We start from the raw sequence: 24,768 nt of genomic DNA, 5'->3' as shown, positions 1-24,768 counted from the left end.
AGGCTAACACCCAATTATATTTTGTTCAAAAATTAGATAACAAAATTTTGACCTATAACGATTTTTTGTCGTGTTATGTCTGTTAGACAGAGAATGTAGATATGTTAGTCTACATTCTGGACAGACCAGTAGCGGGTGTATCATGGAAACAGAATTAATCAAGTTCACTGTAGACAATGGTATTGCCCATGTTTGCTTAAATCGACCGAGTAAAATAAACGCACTTAATGTTGAGATGTTTACCGAGATAGATCGGGTGATTAAGCAAATTCATGTGAATAAGCACATTAATGCCGTCATTTTATCCGGTGCCGATGGAAATTTTTGCTCAGGTTTAGACGTTAAGAGTGTGGCTAATTCACCCATTAATGCATTAAAACTGTTATTCAAATGGTTGCCTGGCAATGCAAACTTAGCTCAACGAGTGTCTTTGGGGTGGCAGCGTCTACCTATTCCGGTCATTGCTGTGTTAGAGGGCTGTTGTTATGGCGGTGGAACTCAAATCGCCTTGGGCGCTGATATTCGTATTGCAACGCCTAGTTGTAAATTATCGATAATGGAAGCCAAATGGGGGCTGGTACCCGATATGGCGGGGCTTGTTGCGTTAAGGCAAATCATGTCAAAAGACAAAGCATTGATGCTGACTTATACCGCGGATATTTTAACAGCTGAACATGCACTTGAGCTGGGCTTAGTGACTGAAATAAGTGAAACAGCCTATGAGCGTGCCACCGTGCTGGCGCAAAAAATAATTCGAACTTCACCGGATGCCAACGCAGCAATTAAACGCAGTATTAATCAGAATTGGACCGCTTCCGTGCGCAGTTTATTGGCCCGTGAGTCGCTGAGCCAAGTTAGGTTGTTATTAGGCAAAAACCGTGTAATAGCGACAATAAGACAAACCAAAAATCCAGATAAAGCCTATCGTTCTCGTCAATCTTGGTGGTAAACAAACGGCTTACTGCAATGGTATAGACGCATCCCACTATCTACCGATAACCGTTCTGGAAAAGCCTTCGATTTGATTGAGGGCTTCTTCCCATCCGCTCGGACTGCTTAAATCTAAGCTCATTTGGTATTGGCGGTAATATCGAGCGGGTTTAACTTGATTGTAATTAAGCCGAGTTGATGCTTGTTCAATAGAATTTGGATTCGCATCAGCAGATTGAATATCAAGAATGGGAATAGACATAGTGACTAATTGTTCGGCAATTGATTTACGCTGACTTTGTGGATCAATTAAATACTCAAACTCACGATAAGGATTGACGATGACCAACACATCAGGCGTCGGAATTTTTTTGTCATAAAGAAGATTAGTGACCATACCGGCACTATCATCAATAACAATCAGGATGTTTCCACCAGGGAATAAACTGATGGTTGAGGTTAATTGATTCAGCGCTTCACTTAGATTACTTTGTTGAAAATTTCTCAGTTCAAGTAACTGAGGTGAATCATATTTTGGCGTACTTTTATTGCTACTTAATTGCAGTTGTTCGGTACCTGCTTTAGTGATTTCTTCAGGCTTTGTTGCATAGTTAGGGCGGTATAGTCCTTTTGCCGGCGTTAAGCTAATACTCGCCCAGCCACGTTGATTAATATTGGTTCTGAGGTAACTGGCTAAGCCTGCAGCATCTGCATCGGTGTCAGAAGCGGCAATAATAACGGCGGAACCAAAGTGTTTTTTGCTCTCCCAAGACCTAACGAGAACTTCGGTTTGTTTACCATCAATAGTGATAAATTTGATTTCATCAGCAGGCAGGTAAGCATAGGGTTGCTGCGCTTTTACGCTAGGCGCTGCCAGCAATATGCTTACCGTTACGATTAATAACTGACTAAGTCGTCCTAATTGCACTCTAACCCCTAAGTGAAATACATCATAATGTGATTAGCTTAATGTATAACGATGACTAAAAACAATGCCCTGATATACAGGGCATTATTTATTCAACATTATTCACATTACTTATTAGCCGTTATACGTGACTGACAAGCACCATACGTATTGCATCAAGCTGCAATTGACTGTTGTCCATGTAGCCTGTTAACTCAGCCATTTGATTACGAATATGCTCTAGCTCATCTTCACGAATGTTTGGATTGACCGCTTTTAAGGCTTCTAGTCGTTCCAATTCGCTAGTTAATTGTTGAGTCATTTTGGCGCGAGCCTCCACGACTAACTGCGTTAGCGATTGTTTTGCATATTCTTCACCTTTAGCCAATAACGGGTGCAAAATAGGTTGAGAGGCGTTTACAAGCTTGCTGGCGATATGACGGTTAACTGCACTGAGCTGTTTATCAAAACTGGCATAATCGACTTTATCAGCCATATTTAACCCGTTTTTATCCAGCAATACTCGAATAGGTGTTGGTGGTAAATAACGGTATAACTGAGTCGATTTTGGTGCAGAGGCATCGGCCATGTAAATCAACTCTAAAAACAAAGTACCAGCAGGTAGCGCCTTATTTTTTAGAATCGCCACACTAGTGGTGCCTGTTTCTGAACCCGTGATTAAATCTAAACCTGTTTGTACCAAAGGATGTTCTTGGGTGATAAATGCAATGTCATCACGAGACAAAGCCGTTTCACGATCAAACGTCACAGTAATACCGTCTTCATTTAACCCTGGATAAGTAGGGAACATCATGTGTTCACTAGGGCGCAGGATAATCGAATTTTCACCACGATCTTCTTGATCTACACCAATAATGTCCCATAAACGAATGACTGAACCGATGAGATGAGTATCGTTATCGCTTTCTGACAAACGCTTAATTAAGGCATCGGCACGTTCGCCGCCGTGAGAGTTTATCTCTAACAGTTTATCTCGGCCTTGCTCCATTGCCTGTTTGAGTTCTTTGTAGCGATGCTGGGTATGATTCAATAGTTGAGTCATCAGATCTTCATCAGCATTACACAGTACGTTAATCAGTTCGTCAGCAAATTCGTTAAACAACACATGGCCACTTGGGCAGGTGAGTTCGAACGCATTGAGTCCTTGATGATACCAACGCATTAATCTTTCTTGAGCGGTATCGCGCAGATAAGGTAAATGAATTTGAATGTCGTTTTGTTGGCCAATGCGATCTAAACGCCCTATCCGCTGCTCTAATAAGTCAGGGTTAAGTGGTAAATCGAATAATACTAAGTGGCTCGCAAACTGGAAGTTACGCCCTTCAGAGCCAATTTCAGAACAAATTAATGCCTGGGCACCGCCTTCTTCTTGAGCAAAATAAGCACCCGCTTTATCGCGCTCAATAATCGACATATCTTCATGGAATACCGTTGCTTGAATACCTTCGCGGGTACGTAGTGCTTCTTCAAGGCTTAACGCTGTTTCTGCTTGGCTGGCAATAATCAGTACTTTTTTACTGCGATGAGACTTTAAAAACTCAATTAACCAATCCACTCGTGGATCAAATTTCCACCAACTAGCACTGTCGCTTTCAAAGGCTTGATACAGTTTTTCAGGGCTTAATGCCTGTGCAGCTTTTGCCAATGGTGGTTTAGATCCACCCATCATGCTGTTAACACGATCTGCGGTAATATATTGATCAGGCATTTCTTGTGGGTATGTATTAAAGAAACGCTTCGGAAAGCCTTTTACTGATGCGCGACTATTACGATATAGCACTCGGCCTGTACCGTGACGATCGAGTAGTTCTTGAAGTAATTCTTGGCGTGCAGCCTGCTGTGCTTCGGCATCTACATCTTTTGACTGGATCAAGCGAATGCTTGGTTCTATGTCTTTTTCACTAAGCAACTCGGTTAAACTGTTAATGGCACTGTCGGGTAACTTTTTATCCTGACTCAATGCTTCAGCTGCTTCTGCCACATCTTTGTAGCTTGCTTCTTCAGCTAAAAAGGCATCGTAATCATAAAAACGATCCGGATCGAGTAAACGTAAACGGGCAAAGTGACTTTGATGACCGAGTTGATCTGGTGTAGCTGTTAATAGCAATACACCAGGGACCACTTTACTTAAGGCATCAACGATTTGATAAGCTCGACTTGGTGCATCTTCAGACCATTCTAAATGATGTGCTTCGTCGACAACCATTAAGTCCCAATCAGCATCTAAAGCTTGTTCAAGACGTTTTTTCTTTCGCAATAAATCAAGTGAGCAAATGATCAATTGTTCGGTGTAAAACGGGTTGTCATTGTCGGCATACGCTTCGACACAACGATCTTCATCAAACACGGAGAAACGCAGGTTAAAGCGGCGCAACATTTCAACTAACCACTGGTGGCGTAAGGTGTCAGGCACTATTACTAAAATCCGTTCTGCACGACCAGTCAGTAACTGTTGATGAATAATTAAGCCTGCTTCAATAGTTTTACCTAGACCAACTTCATCAGCAAGTAATACTCGTGGCGCATAACGACGACCAACTTCGTGAGCAATCCATTGTTGATGGGCAATCAAACCGACGCGCGGGCCTTGTTGACCGAGTAAATCTGAGGTGGCTAATTTGTGGCGCAATAACTGACATTGATAACGCACACCAAAGCGTTCTAAGCGGTCAATTTGTCCAGCAAATAAACGATCTTGTGGCTTGTTAAAGCGAATATTGTGGCTCAGCATTGTCTCACGAAGACTGACTTTTTCTTGAGTTTCGCTATGGATACCATGATAAATCACCAATTGATTTTTTTCTTCAAGCTCTTCAATGGTAATACTCCAACCTTCACCGCTTTCGACAGTGTCACCTGGGTTAAAGATAACCCGAGTTAAGGGAGCTTCACTGCGGGAAAACATCCGGTTTTCTCCAGTGGCAGGAAATAGCAGCGTAACCATGCGGCCTTCAACTTGAACGACTGTCCCTAATCCGAGTTCTGACTCGGTATCACTAATCCAGCGTTGACCTAAGGCAAACGGCATTTTCGACTCTCATTTATTTCGTGAAACAAAAAAAGGGGGCGTATGTTAAACCAAACCCATCCAGATTGAAATTCTAGCATTGATTTATCGTTCACATGGTCGTTTTTACACCATATTGACATGTGAATGTCACATTGACCCCATAGTGTGAAACAAAGGCGATGAAGATGGCATTGAATTTTGTTCGACTTGTGCCATATTTTATTGAGCAAAGCATTGCTAAATGCAATGGCTTGTTATCAATAGAGACTTTGTTTATCCCTTTAATGTTATACGTGTAGCTAAGAGATACTGACATCTAATCATTGAGAGCACTCTGGAGGCGCCATGCAACAAAACGACAAAAAGTTGTTTGTACTGGATACCAACGTGTTACTACATGAACCTTTAGCGATATATTCGTTTAAAGAGCATGACGTAATTATTCCCATGACTGTGTTAGAAGAACTCGACAGTATTAAGGATCGTAAACGGGATGTGAGTCGCGATGCACGAGTAGCCATACGAGGATTAGAAGATATTCTTGGTGGCCCCACAACACCAGAGCAAATCTTAAAAGGCGTTGCACTACCGACACACCAAGAACATTCTGAAGTCTCTGGCCATTTGTCGATTTTCCCAGATCACCAAATTGACTTTATTATCGGCTCCCTGCCTGGCGATAATAACGATAACCGCATCATCAACACCGCCCTACATTTACAAAAAATCCATTTTCCTCGTACCGTCGTGTTAGTCACTAAAGACATTAATATGCGCTTAAAAGCCAAAGGTGCAGGTATTGAGCGAGTAGAAGATTATCGTACCGATCAACTGATTGATGATGTGCGTTTTCTTGCCAAAGGCTTTTATCAATTCCCCGGTGATTTTTGGCAAAATGTTGACAAGGTATCAACTGACCGCAAAGGTTTGCATACCGTTCATCAAGTGCCACTGGAGCATCTTGGTAATGAAAAATTCTATCTTAACCAGTATTTGATTGATGATAGTTCTGACTTTTGTGGTCGTGTTATGAGTACAACGGATCAACATTTAGAGATGATCGATCGCGGACGTGATCGTTTATTGCATCATGACGCATGGGGCGTTACCCCTAAGAATATTTATCAAGGTATGGCGCTCGATGCTTTGCTAGACCCTGATATTGAACTGATTATTCTGACCGGTCCTGCTGGGTGTGGTAAAACACTATTAGCCATGGCTGCAGCATTAGAGTTGGTAGTTGAACGTAAGTTGTATGACAAAATCATTGTTACTCGTAACACACCCGAAATTGCAGAATCGATAGGTTTTTTACCGGGTAGCGAAGAGGAAAAAATGACACCTTGGCTCGCTGCGATTACTGATACGTTAGAAGTGCTGCATAAAAATGATGTTAACCCTACAGGCAGTGTTAATTACATTATGGAAAAAGCTAACATTCAGTTTAAGTCGATAAACTTTATGCGTGGCCGTTCTATTCAAAATTCCGTGGTCATTTTAGATGAATGCCAAAACTTAACCGCATCACAAATTAAAACCATGATCACTCGTATGGGTGAGGGCACTAAGTTGATTTGTAGCGGTAACTTAGCCCAAATTGATTCAACCTACCTAACGGCTGTAACTTCTGGATTAACCTATATAGTAGAGCGTTTTAAAGACTTTGAAGGCAGTGCCAACATTTATCTTAATGGGGTGGTGCGTTCTCGGTTAGCAGAATTTGCTGAGGAACATTTGTAGTATGTTCACTGCTTAAGCGAGTACGCACAAGGGCATATATATCCCGTTACATAAATAAGGTTACATTGCGTAACCTTATTTATTATTCATTGACTAGAATAAGTTTGTATCTTGGTTTTATGTATCTTGCTTTTACATATTAGGCAGGTTGGACAAGTGCCTTTGATTCTATTAATACATGTGCTTGAGCTTATCTTCCTGATATCATAATCATTACTGTTTTTACTGCCGATTTTTTTTGGTGTTAATTGTTCGACAGCGAGTTAGTTTTACGCTGTATCAAGGGTGTTAATGAAACCGACTGAGCCAGATTTACAACTAAAATCTCCTATTCAACGCAATTATAACCGTGCGGTGTTTTACACCTATATTGGCGTTATTGTGATGGCTCTTTTGTCGGCAGGCATAATGTTCGAACGCCAAAAAGAACAGCAAATTCAACAGCGTGAAGAGCAAGTGGCTCGTCATGTGATGCAAATCGATTTATTGCTTGAGTCAAGTATTCGTGCGGTGAAAAGTTTGCGTGATGTGGCTGTTGACCATTTACGTTTAGGTGAATTGGTTCGTAAAGACAGATTGCCTGAGTATGAAAAATTTAACGAAGATGGTCAATATTTTACCCTTGAGCCCAACTACGCCAAAAGTGGCATTCCGTTTACCAACATGGGGCGGATTACTGGAGCTGGCTCATTAGATAACCGCAGCGAGAGTTTCTATCAAGAGCTAGAAATGTTGTTTGAGCTGTCATTGTCTTTTCCTGTCGCTAAAGAAGCAGCGCCCAAAGCCTCGTCGATTTATTATATTTCTAAGCGTCGAATGATGTCGTTTTATCCTTGGGAAGATAACGATCTGCGTTTTAGAGATGAACTGCTTAATAAAAAACAGTTTCAGTTAGCAACGCCTTCAATGAACCCGCAACGTAGCGTATTTTGGAGCGAAGCATATATTGATTCTGCTCATCAAGGCTTGATTACCACGCTTGGCTTACCTGTCTATTTAGAGGACGAGTTTATTGGTGCGATTAATTTAGACATGACCTTGTCGTCATTGGATAAACAAATTCGTACCTATTTTAAAATGCCGGGTACAGTGATTTTGCTTGATCAGCAAAATAATATCTTATCCCACAGCGATTTTGATTCCAGCGAAATGAATAAGGTGTATCACATTAGCCAGCGTATTCCGGCTGAGTTACATTCATTATCTGAATCTGAATTGTTCGATGCCCACGACGGCATGTTACGTAACGGTTATTATATTCATAGTGTTGCGCTACATAACGCGCCTTGGCGGTTACTGTATCTACAAGATGAAGATGATTTATTTAAGGATTCGTGGGACAAGCTACAACTGAGCTTTGTATTAGTGGTTTTGGCCTTATCACTGCTAGTGACCATTGTGCATTGGCAGACTCGCCGTGCGTTCGTCAGCCCTGCTTCACGCTTGTTAACGCATCTAGAGGCGTGTTCACAAACACCTATTCGACCACCAGAAAAAATTACCCATGGTTGGGAGCCTTGGTTTGCGTTAGTTAGCCGTATTTTTGAAGAGAACCTCCAATATACACATCATCTTGCTGAGCAGAATAAACGCCTCGACAACTTAGTTGCCCGGCGTACTCAACGATTGCGTGAAACCACTGAGCGTCGCGAACGAGAATTTGCGCTATTACGTTCATTGATCGATTCGATCCCAGAAGCCATTGTGTTTAAAGATAAAGAAGGTAAATACTTGGGCTGCAATAAGTCAGCAGAAAGAATGCTGGGTTATAACGAAAATGAGATTATTGGCTTAACGTCATCAGAAGTCGTGAGTCCAGAAAAAGGTGAACGCATTGGTGAAGAAGACAAGAAAGTACTGACCCAACAGCATTCGTTACGCTATCAAGAACGGGTGAATGTTGAAGGTAAAGTGGTATTGCTTGATACCTTTAAACTGCCTTTTTACAATCGCCGTGGTGAACTCTTAGGCTTAATTTCTGTATGGAGAGATATCACTCGAGAATTCGATGCCGCAGAACAATTACGTTTATCTGAGCAGCGTTACCACCTTGCTATGGATGCAGTAGAAGATGGTTTATGGGATTGGTATATCGATTCAGAGCAAATTATTTGTAATCCCGCTTTTTATTCCATGTTGGGTTATCAAGCCAATGAGTTTCCACCGTTAATAGAATCATTTGATGAATTGTGTCATCCAGATGATCGTGATCGGATGCAAGAATATCGTTCTCAATATGTTCACGATCCAGTAGGAACATATGAGATAGAATTTAGAATGCGCGGGAAAAATGGCGAGTATTATTGGGTACTATCTCGTGGCCGAGCGGTCGAATTTTCTGATGATGGTAGCAGTAAGCGGATGCTCGGTACTCATAAAGATATTACCCGCCAGAAAAGTAACGAAGTGGCCTTACTTGAAGCTAAGCAAGAAGCTGAATTAGCCAACATGTATAAAAGCGAATTTTTGGCCAATATGAGCCATGAAATTCGCACTCCAATGAACGCTATTATTGGTATGGTGCAATTGGCTCAGCGGACTAACTTAACCGCACAACAACAGGATTATCTTAGTAAAGCTGGGTTTTCAGCACAATCCTTGCTGCGAATTATCAATGATATTTTGGATTTTTCTAAAATTGAAGCTGGCAAGTTAGAGTTAGAGCGTGTTGCATTTCCACTCGACAAAGTGCTTGATCATGTTATTGATATTAATGCTATTAAAGCGCAAGAAAAAGGCGTTGAGCTACTGCTTTATGCCCCAGTAACAGCAGGGTTGATCTTAAATGGTGATCCACTGCGTTTAGGCCAAGTATTGGTTAATTTATTGTCTAACGCTGTCAAGTTTACCCAAATTGGTGAAGTTGAACTTGGCTGCGAAGATGTGGGTGAGCGCGATGACCGCATTACCCTGAAATTCTGGGTACGTGATACTGGTATTGGTATTAATAAAGATCATCAAGCCATGTTGTTTGATGCATTTTCCCAAGCCGATGGTTCAACTACGCGTAAATATGGCGGCACAGGTTTAGGCCTGTCAATTAGTAAGCATTTGGTGTCAATGATGGGCGGCACCATGCATGTTGAGTCGCAGCCGGATGCTGGGAGTACCTTTAGTTTTACGATTAGTTTTGAAATTGCAGAAGAACAAGTGGTCGAGCCGTTAGTGGTGCCAGATCAATTAAATAATCTCACCACACTAGTGGTTGATGACAATCCAAGCGCATTACAAATTTATTCTACATTGATGAAAGACTTTAGCTTTGGTGTGAACACCGCTGACAGTGGTCCAAAAGCACTGGCGATGTTACGTAACAAACCAGTAGATCTATTGTTGTTAGATTGGATGATGCCAGAAATGAATGGCTGCGAAGTGATTAAAGCTATTGATGAGATGGTTAAAGATGGCAGTTTAGCCAAACGTCCTATCATTATCTTAATGACCGCTTATGCCGCAGGGCCGTTAGATAATGAACTAGAGCGAACATCTGTTCATGCTGTGTTACAAAAGCCATTTAAAGCGTCGGCATTATTTGATGAAATTATTAGTGCCTTTGCCAAAGCACCTAAACTAAATGTTATGCCAGTTGTTGTTGAAGCAGAACCCACAAAGGCATCTGGTTTGGTCCTACTGGTTGAAGATAATTTTATTAATCAACAAGTGGCAGCTGAATTACTGAAAAGTGCAGGATATGAAGTGGTGATAGCCGATAATGGCCAAATCGCATTAGATTTGATTGATACTAAACCGTTTGATGCGGTGTTAATGGACATTCAGATGCCGGTAATGGATGGCTTAACCGCCACCGCCGAACTACGCAAACGTTACAATACTGAACAGATGCCAATTATAGCCATGACTGCGCATGCCATGTCGGGTGATAAAGAAAAAAGCTTAGCCGCAGGCATGAATGCACACATTACTAAGCCAATTGTGCTTACTGAATTATTTGAAACGTTGTCTTATTGGATTACCTATAAAAATAATCATAAAGACAGTAATACTCCAGCTAGCTGAATCCTGAATTTTTAGGCGGTTTGGTTATAGTATTTATCGATAATAGGATATTAACAACAGGGAGATTAATTATGATCCGCCGTAGTATTTCATTGGCATTGTTGCTGGTAATTACGCCCGCAACATTACTTTCTAATGCAGCATTAGCCGCAAGCGATCCAGCCCAAAAAATAATTAACAATGCTGAAGCAGCCAAAGGCTTTATTAATCTGTTTTATGACACAAAATCCGCAAACTTATACCTGCAAGCCAATAAGCTTAACCAACCCTTTTTATTACTTACAAGTTTACCTCATGGTGTCGGTTCAAATGATATAGGCTTGGATCGTGGCCAGTTAGGCCAAACTCGAATGGTACAGTTTGAGCAACACGGTCCCTACTTAATGTTGAAGCAGCTTAATACTCAGTATCGAGCGACCAGCAATAATGTTGCAGAGCGTCAAGCGGTAACACAGGCCTTTGCCGAGTCGATTTTATGGCAGGGTAAATTGGTCGAAGGTAAAACGGCAATAGTCGCAATTAATGATTTGGTAATTAATGATTTACATGGGGTTTCTGCGGTATTAGCGGCAACCAAGCAAGGTCAGTACAGTTTAGATAGTCATCGTTCGGTTATTTTACCGCTAGGAATTAAATCCTTTGAACGCAATGCCGACATAGATGTTAATTTAACATTTAACGCTGACAAAGCGGGCAAGCAAGTTGCAGAGGTCACCCCTGACGGTACAGCTATGTCTGTTCGTGTGCGTTATTCGTTTGTACAACTTCCCGACGACGGCTATGAGCCCCGCAGTTATCATCCCATGAGCGGTTATCTTTCCGATCAGTATGCCGATTATTCTACCTCGGTTGATCAACCACTGACTCAACGTCATTTATTGCGCCACAGATTAGAAAAAGTGACTCCAGGTGACGCCCCCAGTAAAGTGGTTAACCCTATTGTGTATTATCTTGACCCCGGGGTGCCAGAGCCTATTCGAAGTGCATTATTAGCTGGCGCTCGCTGGTGGGAAAGTGCATTTACCGATGCGGGCTTTATTGATGGCTTTAAAGTAGAATTATTACCCGAGGGCGCAGACCCTCAAGATATGCGTTACAACATGATCCAATGGGTACATCGTGCCACAAGAGGCTGGTCATATGGCGCTGCAGTTACCGATCCTCGTACTGGTGAAATAATTAAAGGCAATGTCACGCTTGGTAGCTTAAGAGTTCGTCAAGATCATCTCATCGCTCGCGGACTGACTGCTGGTTGGCCAGACAGAAAAGCCGCAGATGATGCAGCGATGGCGTTATCACTTGCACGTATTCGCCAACTGGCGGCGCATGAGGTTGGCCATACGTTAGGGCTAGATCATAATTTTGCCGCCTCAACAAACGACAACGCTTCAGTGATGGATTATCCACATCCATATGCCAGTATTGAAGGTAATTATATTGATATCAGTCATCCATATCGTGAAGGCATTGGCGAGTGGGACAAATACACCATAGCGTATGGTTATGGTGATGCTAAGCAGGCTGATGCATTGTTAACATCGACCATAAGCAAGGGCTTTCGTTATATTGGTGAATCCGATTCACGTAGTGCAAGCGCCAGTAATGCGTACGCCAGTTTATGGGATCGCGGTAATGACGCTGTCGCAGAATTAGTGCGCTTAGAAACGGTGCGCCGTAAAGCCATTGACGATTTCAATTCAGATGCCTTATTGGCAGGTGAACCTAATGGTGAACTAGCCGATGTGTTTGTGCCTATTTACTTGCTTACACGTTTTCAAATAACCGCGGCAGCTAAATGGATTGGTGGCACGGATTATAGCTACCAACAAGTTGGCGCAGGCGTTCGTTGGAATTATGTTCGCCCTAAAATGCAACTTGCTGCAGTTGATGCCCTTCTGGCAAGTTTGCAAACTGAAAGCTTGTTAGTGCCCAATAACGTGTTACAAGCGTTAGTGCCTAAAGCAGGAAATTATCGTAAAACTCGCGAAAGCTTTGGCTCTAATTTAGGGGTAATTACTGATCCTGTCGCGATGGGTGAAGTGATGAGTCGTCATATTGTGTCACAGTTATTAGCTCCAGAGCGTTTAAACAGAGTCAGTCAGGAATATATGGAAGACAGTCAGCAGCTGTCGGTGGTTAAATTAATCGATAAACTTGCTGCTGCCACCTTATATCAAGATTTACCCAGTGGCCAAGGTCTAGCATTGCAAATGCGAGTCAACACTGTGGTTGTTGATAGCTTATTAGCGGCTTATCATAATCCTACAACGGCTCCTGAAGTAAAAGCACAGTTGGCTGCAAGAGTTGATTATATTATTAAGCAACTTAAACGCCGCAGTAATCGTGGTAGTGATTATCAATCAGCACATTATGATTGGTTGTTCCAAGGCATTACCAAAGGCATGGATGATGCAATTTATCGGTTAATCACCAAACCGATTGAAATGCCACCCGGTTCACCAATATAAATGCAACTTATGTTCAGCTCATTAGATTGAAAATACGCGACCTTAATAGGTCGCGTATTACTTTGTATCGAACAGCGGGCATCGTTATCATTTGAGCATTGGAAGGACTGTATTTCTATCTTGGTTCACTACTCATGATTTTAGGATTTTTTGGATAAAAATGATCTGCTTTGCGATCGATATGATTAAATTGACGGGTGTTTTTGTAAGGCAACTTCATAAATCCTGAAATGCCATAACCTTGAATTTTATTCGCGTGAGCAATAATGCGATCCAAACTCGCTCTAAATGAAGCCTGTTTACGTGGGTTTAATAAACGTAAGTAACTGTGAATTTTTAAGTGATTAGGTAGAGCTTCAAAAATAATACAACCGGTGTGATGGATTTGATTTAACGAAGCCAGTTCAGTCATTATTTCTGCTGGGAGTTCTAGGTTTTCTTCCGGATCCTTACCATCTTCAAAATATGAATGTAAGCGAGATTTATCTTCTAAATTGGGTACATCACCGACTTCAAATGGCAGTTGTAACTCACCGGTTATTTCATATTGGTGTTCAGTACTTTTTCGTTCGAGATGTAATGTGTCTTTGGCATTAAAGAAGCAAGCTTTAAATACCCCAATTCGTTTAATGCCCCGTGCCATAGTGACCATATTATTAACCGCTAATATTAACGGTGCTTTACTGTCTGGATCGTAAATCGCTAAGTTTGAGTCAATAAACACCCCTGACTCTCGCCAATGGATCACCAGTCCGCCGACGATAGGGTATTGTGCCAAACGACCTACTGCGGCAATAAAGCCTTTTTCCGTGTCAGCCATACCCACCATAAAATTACGGTAATATTTTTCTAGTTGCACATCATCCATTTTGGCGATGGGATCTTGAGTGTTGTGCTCTTTTAAAAATGATTTACGCGAGCTGTAACTCACGGTTTCGACGGTTTTAGATCGCGGTTGCGCCCACACTGGAATGTCGGGTTTCAATGGTGAGGTATGCAGAATAGGTAAATGCATCCTATGGCTGTGCCGAAAGCTTTTAAGAAAATAATCACCAGCAAGGTTACGTTTTTCAACATCATCACTAAGCATTGCGTCGAGTGTTCTTGCCAACTCAATGGGTAAGCCGATGCTGGTGGCTGGAATGACTTTTGTGCCGAAACGACTGATTTGTCCAGATGCAAGTGCATATAAGGTAGCAGCAGCACCTTGCTCGTCAAATCTTGGGCTTGATAACGCACCGCTCAGTTGTTCATCACCAATAAAATACACATCGCCCATACGCGCATTAGTGTGTTGTTGATCGCTTGATAATAAAGACATGACATTGTCATCAACTGCGCGGTTGTGTTCATCTCGTTGAGCAAATACTGCCGACCCCCAATCGATCAATGATAACTTGTCGGCATCAATATCATAAACTAAGTTGGAGGGCTTAATATCGCCATGTACTAAAGGTTTTCCCTTGCGAAGATAATATAGAATATTCGCCAATTGCCTCGCTATACTCACTATCATTACTGGTGGTAAAGCGCCTAATCGTTGGCAAATTTTGTCGAGATCTTCACCTTGAGCTCGCTCCATCACTAAAATACCTTGCTTACCAACGCGCTCAAATTTAATTGCCTCTGGGATGTTAGGGTGCTTCACTTGACTAAGCATGTAGGCTTCTTCTTCAAGCCTATCCTGGACACTTTGGGGTAAATTAATTCTGGAAAATTTAAACACATGTGATTGGTTAAATTCATTGATACCCGCAAATACAAAACCATAGGCTCCTTTACCAATAAATTCTATTTGTTGATATCCCAGCTTACTTAACTGCTGCTTACACAAGCGGATCCAAGCTTTATGCTTACGTGCATCATTGGCACTTAGCAAGTAGATAGACTGCTCTTGATTGATATAAAAGTGTTGCAGCTGCGGTGTTTGCAAAGGTAAGTCTCCGTTTGTTAAGTTCATTAAACCTTGATTAACCTTACTGCGGCAAGTGCTTCTTATTTAAAATAAACCATTTTATTCATGCATCAACGTGATTTATTTAAATGTGATATCTGTTTCGCTAAAAATCACCCTAATATCTCTTTCTAATCAGCACATATTATAAGCAAATGATAGCTTCCTATCGAAAAAAATCTGATATGTAAACCTTGACCTATATCAAATCAAAATGAATCAACACTCGGTACTATGACAGTAAGAGTTATTTAATGGTTTAACCAGAGGTTATTATGCCCAATGTCAATAAAGCTGATTTAATTCCGCTATTTAGGTTCCCGCGGCAGCGAATTTTACAATCAATGGAAGTGACCCATTGCCCACATGCGGTGTTTTTTAACAGTAGTGATGAAGAATGCATTACTTGTCATCAAGGGGAAGAATGTTTATGGATTAATCGTAATGATGAAATGGTTGCTCTTGAGATGAAATCTGTTGATGAGTTAAAACAGCAATTATTAATTGCTGTAGATTATATCGATTCTAATTTAAGTCCGCATCATATGTCACGTCGACAGTGTCAATGTGAAAATTGTCGTTGGTTAAGGCTGGTACAAATGACCTTGGACGGTAAAGCCTAGTCGGCTAAACAGCAAATCTTTATCGGAGGTTGCATCCATTTTTTTTAGTCTTTAAAGTAGCTTGTATCTCAATAGCAATTAGACTGAAGAATAGCATTATGGAACCCAGCTTTTGGCATGAAAAATGGCAATTACAACAAATCGGTTTTCATTTAAACCAAGTGAACCCTTTTTTAGTAAAATATTGGCCGCAGTTAGGCTTAACTGAAAATAGCGAGGTGTTCGTTCCTCTATGTGGTAAATCGTTAGATATGTTTTATTTGGCCGAACAACGTCATACTGTGTTGGGCTGTGAATTAAGCGCTATTGCTGTTGAAGATTTTTTTACAGATAATGAACTTGCTTATCAAGTGACTCATATTGATGATCACGCGGTATTTTCTGCCGATCAAGTTGCCTTATATCAAGGTGATATCTTTACTTTACCTTCCAGTTTAACATCCTCTATTAGTGGTTTTTACGATCGTGCGGCGTTGATTGCGTGGCCTGAAGAAATGCGTCAACAGTATGTTCACGCGCTAGCTGCGCTGGTTCCTGCTAACGTGAGCGGATTATTAATTACCCTTGATTACCCACAAGAAACCCTAAAAGGCCCACCATTTGCTGTCAGCCCAACTTGGATTGAAACCTATCTAACGTCATATTTTAACGTCGAATTACTTGAATGTGTCGATGTGTTGGCTGATAACCCAAGGTTTGTGAATAAACAAGTTCCTTGGCTTAATGAAGCTGTTTATAAATTAACTCGAAAGTCATAAATTGAATCTAAAGCTTACTGAGGAAATAAGTAGATTTTTATAAAATATCATAAGGTTGAATGGCTTTTTTAGACTTCTAATGAGATTCTCTAAGGGTTATTTTGGGGCGTAAATCGACTTCTCCGTCGGCATAAATAGCAGCAATATCATCTTGCTGGCAAATGACGGCCACTGGCCCTTTAAGCATATGGCGAACAAACAATAATCGATACCCATAGCGATGCAAGTCATATAATGCGAGTTTTTGATCTGCTGTGGTTAAATCCCAATACTCATCATGATGAAGTACATCCTTGTTACGTCGATTATTTATTTGGTATGCAACTTGAGTCATAAGTCTTTTCACCTAAATCTTTTGAATTGTATATTTATTGTTAACTACATGACTATAACAATAATACTTTTGAATGATAGTTTTTTGAACATTTTTTGTAGTAAAAAAAATCGAATTTCGTTAACTAACTCACATTATCATCAATTTGGACACTCGGATGCTTAATTACATTGAACCAGTATTTCGCCCTCCTTCAGAGGGGAAGTCATTAATTTTACAGGTTAGCAATGGCTGCAGCTGGAATCAGTGTAGTTTTTGCGATATGTACACCCAACCGCAAAAGCAGTTTAGAGCACAGAAACTTGATAAAATTGAAGATGATATTATTACTGCTGCAGCTTCTGGTTATCCGTTTCGTCGTGTTTTTTTAGCTGACGGTGATGCAATGACATTACCCTTTAATCGTTTGAAAGCTATTTGCGAATTGATTAATACTCATCTGCCTCATGTCACTCGGATCAGCAGTTATTGTTTGCCGCGCAATCTTAATAATAAAACCATTGAGCAACTTTCTGAATTACAAAAAATGGGTTTATCCATTTTGTATATTGGCTGTGAAAGCGGTGATGATGAAGTGCTTGGACGAATTAAAAAAGGCGAAACGTTCGTCTCATCTTTAGCTGCGCTACAGAAGATTAGCCAAGCAGGCATAAAATCATCAGTGATGATTTTAATGGGATTAGGTGGTGTGCAGCTATCTCATCAACATGCTATAGCGTCGGCTGAATTAATGAATGCTGCTAAACCGGATTATCTATCAACACTGGTGGTAACGTTACCATTGGGAACTGAGCGAATGGACAATGTTTTTGATGGTAAGTTTGTATTGCCTGATCAAACCGGTTTACTGACAGAGATGCACACTTTATTGAGCCACCTTGAACTCGATAAAACGATCTTTCGTTCTGATCACGCATCAAATTACCTAGTGTTAAAAGGTGTGTTAGGTAAAGATAAACCAGCATTAGTCGCTCAAGTAGAACATGCATTACAAGGTATTATCCCACTAAGGCAAGAATGGCAACGCGGCTTATAGTTACCTTTAAAATATACATCTGACACGTTACTCTAATGGGTTAATTAACAGGCCTGGGTTAATGTTGAATAATGACAGACTGTGTTTTATTGCTCATCTTCAAAGATACTTTCAATCGGTAACTTAAATAAACGTGCGGCTTTAAAAGCCAATGGCAGACTGGGATCAAATTTACCTGTTTCGATCGCATTGATTGTCTGCCTAGACACATCAAGTAAGTCTGCTAGTTGTGCTTGAGTCAGGCCTTGTTCTGCCCTGAGTATTTTTAGACGATTTTTCATTGGTACTTCCTATGACCCAAAATAATGCCAACTAGGTAAGTCAATCCCATGATGATGACCAAGTGTGAAATTTCAGCATGACCTGTTATTAGGTTAGTTGTGTCTAAATTTGAATAACTCAAGCCAACAATTAATCCTACGCCTAAGCTTAATCCCATGGCGTTTAATTGAATTTTTTGCTGCAGCTCATCTAAACCAAGTAGTTGGCGTCGGTTAGCTAAAATCATCCCTATACCAAGAATAAAATTAATGCAAATTGTCACTATGGTGAGCACATCTTGTTGCCAAATAAACAGGGGACCAAAGTTAGCGATAGCCATACTTATCAACCAAGCTAAGGTCCATTTTGCTAAACGAGCAGTATTGTGTTTGTTGGTATTTTTCCAGTTTTGATTGCGTGTTAGTGGCGACATTATCAATATTCCCTTAGTCGTGATTAGTCAGGTTTAGTTGTCATTATGTCAACTAAGCTTGACTTTAAGTTATAACAATCTATTAATGCTTGTCAAGTAAGCTTTACTTTTTCGAGATGTTGTAAATTAACCTCAACTCGGTTTAGGAGGTGGGATATGTAAGGCTAAATGACAATGTTGGGTCTATTTTATAACCGTTTATTATCCCGAACTGAGGATAAATTAATGACTGAGACAAAATGATTGTACTAGTGCATTGCTTTGCAATTAATAAACTAACTTATTGAGCTAGTTTAGGTGAGTGAATGTAAATGATGGCAAGACTAAGCTGTAGAGTGAATTCATTCATTGAATGCTGAAATGAGCATCTTTGGTTGTTTAATAATGCCCCGTTATCGCTGATGTATTCGCCATAGTCAGTTGCACACGTGTAAGTGAACCATTATGTTCACTTACAGATAAAAGTTTGATGAACAATCACACTTCTGTCGGTGCTATTTTTGTATAGTGCCAAGGGCTTTAATGAGTCTCAGTTTGTTTGTAGCAGTTGCTAATCATCTTTGAAAATCTTGTAGATTTACTTCGAAGGGTCTGTGAGTATCGCCGCAGGATATTTAGGAAAACCTTATAGTGTACCGATTCACTAAATTAAGTAGGACAGTGAACCCCATGAAAACTAAAATTATATTAGATACCGATCCCGGAATTGATGACGTATTTGCCATTTTGTTTGCCGAAGCGCATCCAGACATTGAGCTAAAGGCCATTACAACTGTTTATGGCAATGCAACCATCGAAAATGCGACCCGTAACGCCCTCTATATTAAGCAGAAATATCAATTACAAGCCGATGTCGTTACTGGTGCGAGTCAGCCCATTATTCGACCTCCAGTCGGACCAACGGTGGTTGTTCATGGTGAAGGAGGTCTTGGTGATGTTATTGTACCTGCAAATGTTGAGGGCCAAGCAGACCTTCGTCCTGCATATCAATACATCATCGATGCTGTGAAGGCTGAGCCTGGGGAAATCACTTTGGTGGCTATTGGTCCGTTAACTAACCTTGCTCTAGCGCTTCAGGCCGATCCCAGTATTGTCGATTTGGTTAAAGACGTCGTTATTATGGGCGGCGCCTTTGGTGAGAATAATCACCACGGTAATGTGACTCCGTTTGCAGAAGCAAATATTCATGATGATCCTCATGCTGCAGACATTGTGCTCACTGCCTCTTGGCCTGTGGTGGTAATTGGTTTGGATGTGACCGAGCAAAGCTTTTTTACCCGCGAGTACCTTGACCAATTGCGTGATGATGCAGGCGAAGTTGGGCAATTTATCTGGAATATCAGTCGTTATTATTTGAGGTTTTATAGTGAGACAGTGGGCTTAGAAGCTTGCCATGTGCATGACCCATCGGCTATTGCCTATGTGATTAATCCTGCATTGTTCACTCTTAGAGAAGGACCAATAAGGGTTGTTACCGATGGCGTAGCTGAAGGAATGACTATTCAGAAATGTGGTAGCCGTATTTATCCGCATGATGCATGGAAGGATAAAACACCACAAAAAGTTGGCGTTGCGGTGAACGATACTGAGTTACTAGCATTATATCGAAGCAGTATTATTGAATATGCTGCTAGTTTAAAATAGTCAAAATTAGGCAGAATAACGACAAATTTACTCATAACAGTATGTTTGATGATGGTTTTATGCTTAAGGTAGCTGCCGTTAAAGGACCGTGATAGATTTTACTGCCCCCCATATAAGCTAACGTTATGAGGGCAGGACTATTAACACTAGAAATATTACACCCTTGAAGATTAGTGTTGTAAATGAATTTCCTTTACTGGACAAGGAATAGTTATGTTTGCTGCCGTTAGCGCTTTAATAATAGCTAGGTTGGTTTGATACTTTTCCTCAAAATAACTTGTTGTAGGCACCCAATAACGCACGCCTATTTCCATGCCGATAGAATTAAACCCATTGATTCCTACCAATGGTTTCTTGTCTTTATAAATTGCAGGAGCTGCAGCAAGTACGTCATTAACTAATTGGATAACATGATCAGCATCAGTTTGATAATCAATATTAAATTTGTTTTCAACCAGTTTATAAGCAAATGAGTTATGTAAAATCTCCCCGACAATGTGCTTATTGGGGATACTGATTTGTTCGCCTTCTTCATTGGTTAAAATGGTTTGCCCTAGTTTAATGACTTCCACTACGCCGCTGACATCCTTTACTTCAATGGTGTTTCCAACCACAAACGGACGAGTCACAATAATCGTTATACCAGCTGCATAGTTAGATAACATACCTTGTAATGCTAAGCCTGCACCGAGTGAAGCGGCGCCAATAGCGGCAACCATAGGTGTCACGCTAATACCAAGTTTACCTAAACAGATCACTACGACCATCACAATAATAATGATTTTAATTAAGTTGGAGGCAAAGTTACTGAGGGTGATATCAATGTTATGCTTTTTTAGTTGTGCGGCGACAATGTTGGCGGCTTTGTTAGCAACCCAAAGCCCCAATAAGAAAATAATAAGTGCACCAGCAATTTGAAAGCTGTACTCAACAACAAACTCAGTGATGACGCTATAGACATTTTGTAGTTGTTGGAGCTCTTGATCTAAACTGGGTTCGTTCATCTATATTCCTTGTTGAAGCATTTTTAGTTGTTATCAATTTGGATGATAACAACTTTTTACACATAGGGGAAAATCTTAGCCTGCAGTTAAGAGTCATTAAGCTGAAAATATTTTTTATCAACTTAACGCGCATTTTTATTGTTGATGTCTATACTTTATTGCGGATAGGCGAATTATTGATACGGGTAATTAAGTAGATAATATGCAGAACGTCACAGAATTTTATTGAAGAATAAAAAAGTAAACTTTTTGCATAAAAACTCATTGCGTATTGTTTGAAAATATCGTTTACTGCGCGTGTTCTTACAGATTCGTAATAACACTTTTATCACCCCACTAACTGGAGGCACCGGCCTAATGAGCCAATTTCAATCGATTGATGTTGCAGATTATTATGACAAGGACACGTTTGACCGCATTGAAGCATTTGCTAAAGATAAGCCAACACCATTTGTAGTTATTGACACCCAAATCGTTGCGAAACAATACGATGATATGGTTAACAATTTTCCTTTCGCCAATATCTATTATGCGGTTAAGGCAAATCCGGCCAAAGAGATTTTAACCTTATTGCGAGATAAAGGTTCAAACTTTGACATAGCCTCTATTTACGAACTTGAAATGGTAACGTCTATAGGTGTTTCAACTGATCGTGTTAGCTATGGTAACACCATCAAGAAACGTGTAGATGTGCGTTCGTTCTATCAACAAGGTGTGCGCATGTATGCTTCAGATTCTGAAGCTGATTTACGCATGATTGCTGAAGAAGCTCCAGGTTCAAAAGTGTACTTACGTATTTTAACTGAAGGCACACATACCGCTGATTGGCCTTTATCACGTAAGTTTGGCTGTCAAAATGAAATGGCATACGACTTATTAGTATTGGCTAAAGAGTTAGGCTTACAACCACATGGTATTTCATTCCATGTCGGTTCACAGCAACGTGATATCGGTGCGTGGGATTCTGCCATCGGTAAAGTGAAAAGTATTTACGACCGTTTAAAAGAAGAACATGGCATTGTGTTAAAGATGATCAATCTAGGTGGTGGTTTTCCTGCCAACTATATAGACAAAACCAATGAACTGGGTGTTTATGCACAGCAGATTAAACATTTCTTGGAAGAAGATTTTGGTGATGAATTACCTGAAATCATTCTAGAACCTGGTCGTTCATTACTTTCAAATGCCGGTGTACTTGTATCTGAAGTGGTATTAATTTCGCGTAAATCACACACAGCGTTAGAGCGCTGGGTATTTACTGATGTAGGTAAGTTCTCAGGTTTGATTGAAACCATGGATGAAGCGATTAAGTTTCCTATCTACACTGAGCGTAAAGGCGAGTTAGATAAGTGTGTTATTGCCGGCCCAACCTGCGACAGCGCTGATATTATGTATGAACATTACAGCTATGGTTTGCCGGTCGATTTAGCCATTGGCGATCGTTTGTACTGGTTAACTGCTGGTGCTTATACCACTACATACTCAGCAGTATGTTTTAATGGTTTCCCACCGTTAAAAGATTATTACTTGTAATTCATCAGTATTGAGTAAAAAAGGACGCTTAGCGTCCTTTTTTGTTATTAACGGTATGACTAATACCCCACCCAAATTTGTTAAGGTTAATTTGATGTAAATCACGTTAATCGTTTTTGATTTAGATAAATAGCTTGTTGTTTTTACTCCCTCTCAACTATGCTGAAAGCTGTGTATTTGGTGGGATTTTGACATATATTAGTAATAATTTAACGAAAGCATATTAACTATTATGAATTTATATGTGATCAAGTTAACCTTATGCGCCTAAAGACTCAGTTAAAGTCTGGATTATAAGAATTTAATATTCAAAACTGAAAGGGGTTTTCATAATGTCCGATGTATTTCACTTAGGATTAACTAAAAAAATGTTAGATGGCGCTACCTTAGCAATCGTACCTGGTGATCCAGAACGTGTTAAGCGTATTGCCGAGCTAATGGACAACGCAACGTTCTTAGCCAGCCATCGTGAATACACCAGCTATTTAGCTTATATCGATGGCAAACCTGTTGTTGTTTGTTCAACGGGGATCGGCGGACCATCAACATCTATTGCAGTAGAAGAGTTAGCACAACTGGGTGTGCGAACTTTTTTGCGTGTCGGTACAACGGGTTCAATTCAACCACATGTGAATGTGGGTGATGTCATTGTCACTCACGCATCAGTGCGTTTAGACGGTGCCAGTTTGCACTTTGCTCCGTTAGAGTTTCCTGCTGCTGCTGATTTTGTTTGTACTACAGCAATGGTTGCTGCGTGTAGAGATGCAGGCATAGAGCCACATATCGGTATTACTGCCTCTTCTGACACCTTCTATCCAGGCCAAGAACGTTACGATACTGTTTCTGGTCGCGTAACTCAGCGCTTTGTTGGTTCAATGAAAGAATGGCAAGCAATGGGCGTGCTGAACTATGAAATGGAATCATCAACACTATTTACTATGTGTGCAACTCAAGGTTGGCGTGCAGCGTGTGTAGCGGGTGTTATTGTAAACCGTACCGAGCAAGAAATTCCTGATGAAGCTACAATGAAGAAAACTGAAGTTAGTGCAGTGTCTATTGTTGTCGCAGCAGCGAAAAAATTGCTAGCGTAAACTCATGCTGTTGGCCATCATATTTTAACAAGCGATTTTGTTATAACAGATTGAGTTAACACGTAAACATTAAAAAAGGTGCCTAGGCACCTTTTTTGTTATCTAATTTTTATAAGGGGCAGCCTAGATTAGAAATGATATTTCGCAATGATTGAGTAGGTACTTTGGTCAATGCCCGCAACACCATATTTACTTTGCCAATAATCATATTCAATACCCACTAACAGCTTGTTTTGTTTGTGATCGCCAAATAATGATTTGCCTAAGTCATATTTTATTTGCGGATTAAAGTGTAGGTTTTCGTCATAGCCGTTGTTGTCTGCAGAAAATACCCAATCAATATAGCCATCGATAATAATATTGGCATTGCCCACTGGCACGTCGATTCTAAATACTGGAGTAAACTGCCAACCATCGCTGTTGTTGCCACTACTAATAGCGTCACGACGGTATGTGTTCAGTTGTAAGTAGCTAAAAAATGGCACGTCAAAGTCTAAACCGATACCATAAAGCATACTGTTAACAGGGCCTTCACCTTCTTCGTAAGTGAGTGCTAAAGAGACATCTTTTACCGCACCAAAGCTAACAGGCTGACCCAATATTTTACTCGCACTAAACCGAGGTGAAATTTCACCATAATTTGTGCTATCAACACCGTTATTATTACCATTAAAATTAATAAAATCTTGAAATACAAACCAATCGCCATACTTCCAGGCACCAGCTGTTTCTAGGGTAATCGTTGTTTGTCTTTCTGATGGTGCTAAGTCATAGTTTTCACCATGCAAGACAGTCGCGCTAACATCCCACCATTGAACTAAATCGTCAGCAAAAACATTTGGTGAGAGGATAAGTGTCGCTAAAAGGTAGATTCTTTTCATGTTTCTTCCGGTTAATTAAGTATTCAGGTTGATCAGTAGTGACAGTTTAGGCGTAAATTTTAAATCGATCGAGTACAACTTTGCGATCTATTATTCTGGATCATGCACAATGGGCGCAATATA

At 40.6% G+C, this 24,768-nt stretch carries 18 protein-coding genes; 10 read left to right on the top strand and 8 right to left on the bottom strand.

Features of this window, described 5'->3' with window-relative positions:
• Positions 1-142 precede the first annotated feature (142 nt).
• A complete protein-coding gene (locus FH971_RS17720; protein WP_140235176.1) occupies positions 143-949 on the top strand; it encodes a crotonase/enoyl-CoA hydratase family protein in 807 nt (268 codons plus the stop codon).
• Positions 950-985: 36 nt separating this feature from the next.
• Here FH971_RS17720 and FH971_RS17715 read toward each other — a convergent pair whose 3' ends face one another.
• On the bottom strand, positions 986-1,858 hold the full coding sequence (locus FH971_RS17715; RefSeq protein ID WP_140235175.1) for a DUF3530 family protein: 873 nt from the start codon (positions 1,856-1,858) through the stop codon (positions 986-988).
• 121 nt (positions 1,859-1,979) lie between these two features.
• Entirely contained in the window at positions 1,980-4,886 is a 2,907-nt protein-coding gene (gene rapA / locus FH971_RS17710; RefSeq protein ID WP_140235174.1) for an RNA polymerase-associated protein RapA, read from the bottom strand.
• Positions 4,887-5,213: 327 nt separating this feature from the next.
• Here rapA and FH971_RS17705 point away from each other — a divergent pair, with 327 nt between their 5' ends.
• The 3 genes from FH971_RS17705 (at position 5,214) to FH971_RS17695 (ending at position 13,093) form a co-directional block, all read left to right on the top strand.
• Positions 5,214-6,608, top strand: coding sequence for a PhoH family protein (locus FH971_RS17705; protein WP_140235173.1), 1,395 nt, complete (start codon positions 5,214-5,216; stop codon positions 6,606-6,608).
• Positions 6,609-6,899: 291 nt separating this feature from the next.
• On the top strand, positions 6,900-10,625 hold the full coding sequence (locus FH971_RS17700; RefSeq protein WP_140235172.1) for a response regulator: 3,726 nt from the start codon (positions 6,900-6,902) through the stop codon (positions 10,623-10,625).
• Between the two features lie 71 nt (positions 10,626-10,696).
• On the top strand, positions 10,697-13,093 hold the full coding sequence (locus FH971_RS17695; protein ID WP_140235171.1) for a zinc-dependent metalloprotease: 2,397 nt from the start codon (positions 10,697-10,699) through the stop codon (positions 13,091-13,093).
• Between the two features lie 115 nt (positions 13,094-13,208).
• Here FH971_RS17695 and FH971_RS17690 read toward each other — a convergent pair whose 3' ends face one another.
• Positions 13,209-15,026 carry a protein kinase domain-containing protein gene (locus tag FH971_RS17690; RefSeq protein WP_137227401.1) on the bottom strand — a complete coding sequence of 606 codons (1,818 nt, stop codon included), beginning with the start codon at positions 15,024-15,026 and terminating at the stop codon, positions 13,209-13,211.
• 296 nt (positions 15,027-15,322) lie between these two features.
• Between FH971_RS17690 and FH971_RS17685 the strand changes: the two genes are divergently transcribed.
• Positions 15,323-15,670, top strand: a complete 348-nt coding sequence (locus FH971_RS17685) for a hypothetical protein (RefSeq protein ID WP_137225182.1) — start codon at positions 15,323-15,325, stop codon at positions 15,668-15,670.
• Positions 15,671-15,768: 98 nt separating this feature from the next.
• A complete protein-coding gene (locus FH971_RS17680) occupies positions 15,769-16,428 on the top strand; it encodes a thiopurine S-methyltransferase (RefSeq protein WP_140235170.1) in 660 nt (219 codons plus the stop codon).
• A 76-nt stretch (positions 16,429-16,504) separates the two neighbouring features.
• Here FH971_RS17680 and FH971_RS17675 read toward each other — a convergent pair whose 3' ends face one another.
• Positions 16,505-16,762, bottom strand: a complete 258-nt coding sequence (locus FH971_RS17675; RefSeq protein ID WP_140235169.1) for a hypothetical protein — start codon at positions 16,760-16,762, stop codon at positions 16,505-16,507.
• A 157-nt stretch (positions 16,763-16,919) separates the two neighbouring features.
• Here FH971_RS17675 and FH971_RS17670 point away from each other — a divergent pair, with 157 nt between their 5' ends.
• On the top strand, positions 16,920-17,798 hold the full coding sequence (locus FH971_RS17670) for a radical SAM protein (RefSeq protein WP_140235168.1): 879 nt from the start codon (positions 16,920-16,922) through the stop codon (positions 17,796-17,798).
• A gap of 86 nt (positions 17,799-17,884) precedes the next feature.
• Here FH971_RS17670 and FH971_RS17665 read toward each other — a convergent pair whose 3' ends face one another.
• Positions 17,885-18,079, bottom strand: a complete 195-nt coding sequence (locus FH971_RS17665; RefSeq protein ID WP_140235167.1) for a helix-turn-helix transcriptional regulator — start codon at positions 18,077-18,079, stop codon at positions 17,885-17,887.
• A complete protein-coding gene (locus FH971_RS17660; protein WP_140235166.1) occupies positions 18,076-18,492 on the bottom strand; it encodes a hypothetical protein in 417 nt (138 codons plus the stop codon). The genes FH971_RS17665 and FH971_RS17660 overlap by 4 nt, the downstream gene beginning before the upstream one ends.
• A gap of 669 nt (positions 18,493-19,161) precedes the next feature.
• Between FH971_RS17660 and FH971_RS17655 the strand changes: the two genes are divergently transcribed.
• On the top strand, positions 19,162-20,136 hold the full coding sequence (locus FH971_RS17655) for a nucleoside hydrolase (RefSeq protein ID WP_140235165.1): 975 nt from the start codon (positions 19,162-19,164) through the stop codon (positions 20,134-20,136).
• Between the two features lie 170 nt (positions 20,137-20,306).
• Here the strand turns inward: FH971_RS17655 and FH971_RS17650 are convergent, their stop codons facing one another.
• Positions 20,307-21,140, bottom strand: a complete 834-nt coding sequence (locus FH971_RS17650; RefSeq protein WP_137225196.1) for a mechanosensitive ion channel family protein — start codon at positions 21,138-21,140, stop codon at positions 20,307-20,309.
• A gap of 357 nt (positions 21,141-21,497) precedes the next feature.
• On the opposite strand from FH971_RS17650, the gene FH971_RS17645 reads away from it, so the two are divergent.
• Complete coding sequence (locus FH971_RS17645; RefSeq protein ID WP_137225198.1) at positions 21,498-22,673, top strand: type III PLP-dependent enzyme; 1,176 nt, start codon at positions 21,498-21,500, stop codon at positions 22,671-22,673.
• A 332-nt stretch (positions 22,674-23,005) separates the two neighbouring features.
• Entirely contained in the window at positions 23,006-23,764 is a 759-nt protein-coding gene (gene udp / locus FH971_RS17640) for a uridine phosphorylase (RefSeq protein WP_140235164.1), read from the top strand.
• A 128-nt stretch (positions 23,765-23,892) separates the two neighbouring features.
• Here the strand turns inward: udp and FH971_RS17635 are convergent, their stop codons facing one another.
• Positions 23,893-24,645 carry an outer membrane protein OmpK gene (locus FH971_RS17635; RefSeq protein WP_137225202.1) on the bottom strand — a complete coding sequence of 251 codons (753 nt, stop codon included), beginning with the start codon at positions 24,643-24,645 and terminating at the stop codon, positions 23,893-23,895.
• Between the last annotated feature and the right edge of the window lie 123 nt (positions 24,646-24,768).

The organism is Shewanella polaris, from assembly GCF_006385555.1.
GTDB lineage: Bacteria > Pseudomonadota > Gammaproteobacteria > Enterobacterales > Shewanellaceae > Shewanella > Shewanella polaris.
This window is presented reverse-complemented; position numbering and strand designations above follow the sequence as displayed.

Excerpts from the sequence above, each read along its gene's own strand:
- FH971_RS17720 (WP_140235176.1), top strand. The coding sequence starts at position 143 with ATGGAAACAGAATTAATCAAGTTCACTGTAGACAATGGTATTGCCCAT.
- rapA (WP_140235174.1), bottom strand. The coding sequence starts at position 4,886 with ATGCCGTTTGCCTTAGGTCAACGCTGGATTAGTGATACCGAGTCAGAA.
- FH971_RS17705 (WP_140235173.1), top strand. The coding sequence starts at position 5,214 with ATGCAACAAAACGACAAAAAGTTGTTTGTACTGGATACCAACGTGTTA.
- FH971_RS17700 (WP_140235172.1), top strand. The coding sequence starts at position 6,900 with ATGAAACCGACTGAGCCAGATTTACAACTAAAATCTCCTATTCAACGC.
- FH971_RS17695 (WP_140235171.1), top strand. The coding sequence starts at position 10,697 with ATGATCCGCCGTAGTATTTCATTGGCATTGTTGCTGGTAATTACGCCC.
- FH971_RS17685 (WP_137225182.1), top strand. The coding sequence starts at position 15,323 with ATGCCCAATGTCAATAAAGCTGATTTAATTCCGCTATTTAGGTTCCCG.
- FH971_RS17680 (WP_140235170.1), top strand. The coding sequence starts at position 15,769 with ATGGAACCCAGCTTTTGGCATGAAAAATGGCAATTACAACAAATCGGT.
- FH971_RS17675 (WP_140235169.1), bottom strand. The coding sequence starts at position 16,762 with ATGACTCAAGTTGCATACCAAATAAATAATCGACGTAACAAGGATGTA.
- FH971_RS17670 (WP_140235168.1), top strand. The coding sequence starts at position 16,920 with ATGCTTAATTACATTGAACCAGTATTTCGCCCTCCTTCAGAGGGGAAG.
- FH971_RS17665 (WP_140235167.1), bottom strand. The coding sequence starts at position 18,079 with ATGAAAAATCGTCTAAAAATACTCAGGGCAGAACAAGGCCTGACTCAA.
- FH971_RS17660 (WP_140235166.1), bottom strand. The coding sequence starts at position 18,492 with ATGTCGCCACTAACACGCAATCAAAACTGGAAAAATACCAACAAACAC.
- FH971_RS17655 (WP_140235165.1), top strand. The coding sequence starts at position 19,162 with ATGAAAACTAAAATTATATTAGATACCGATCCCGGAATTGATGACGTA.
- FH971_RS17650 (WP_137225196.1), bottom strand. The coding sequence starts at position 21,140 with ATGAACGAACCCAGTTTAGATCAAGAGCTCCAACAACTACAAAATGTC.
- FH971_RS17645 (WP_137225198.1), top strand. The coding sequence starts at position 21,498 with ATGAGCCAATTTCAATCGATTGATGTTGCAGATTATTATGACAAGGAC.
- udp (WP_140235164.1), top strand. The coding sequence starts at position 23,006 with ATGTCCGATGTATTTCACTTAGGATTAACTAAAAAAATGTTAGATGGC.
- FH971_RS17635 (WP_137225202.1), bottom strand. The coding sequence starts at position 24,645 with ATGAAAAGAATCTACCTTTTAGCGACACTTATCCTCTCACCAAATGTT.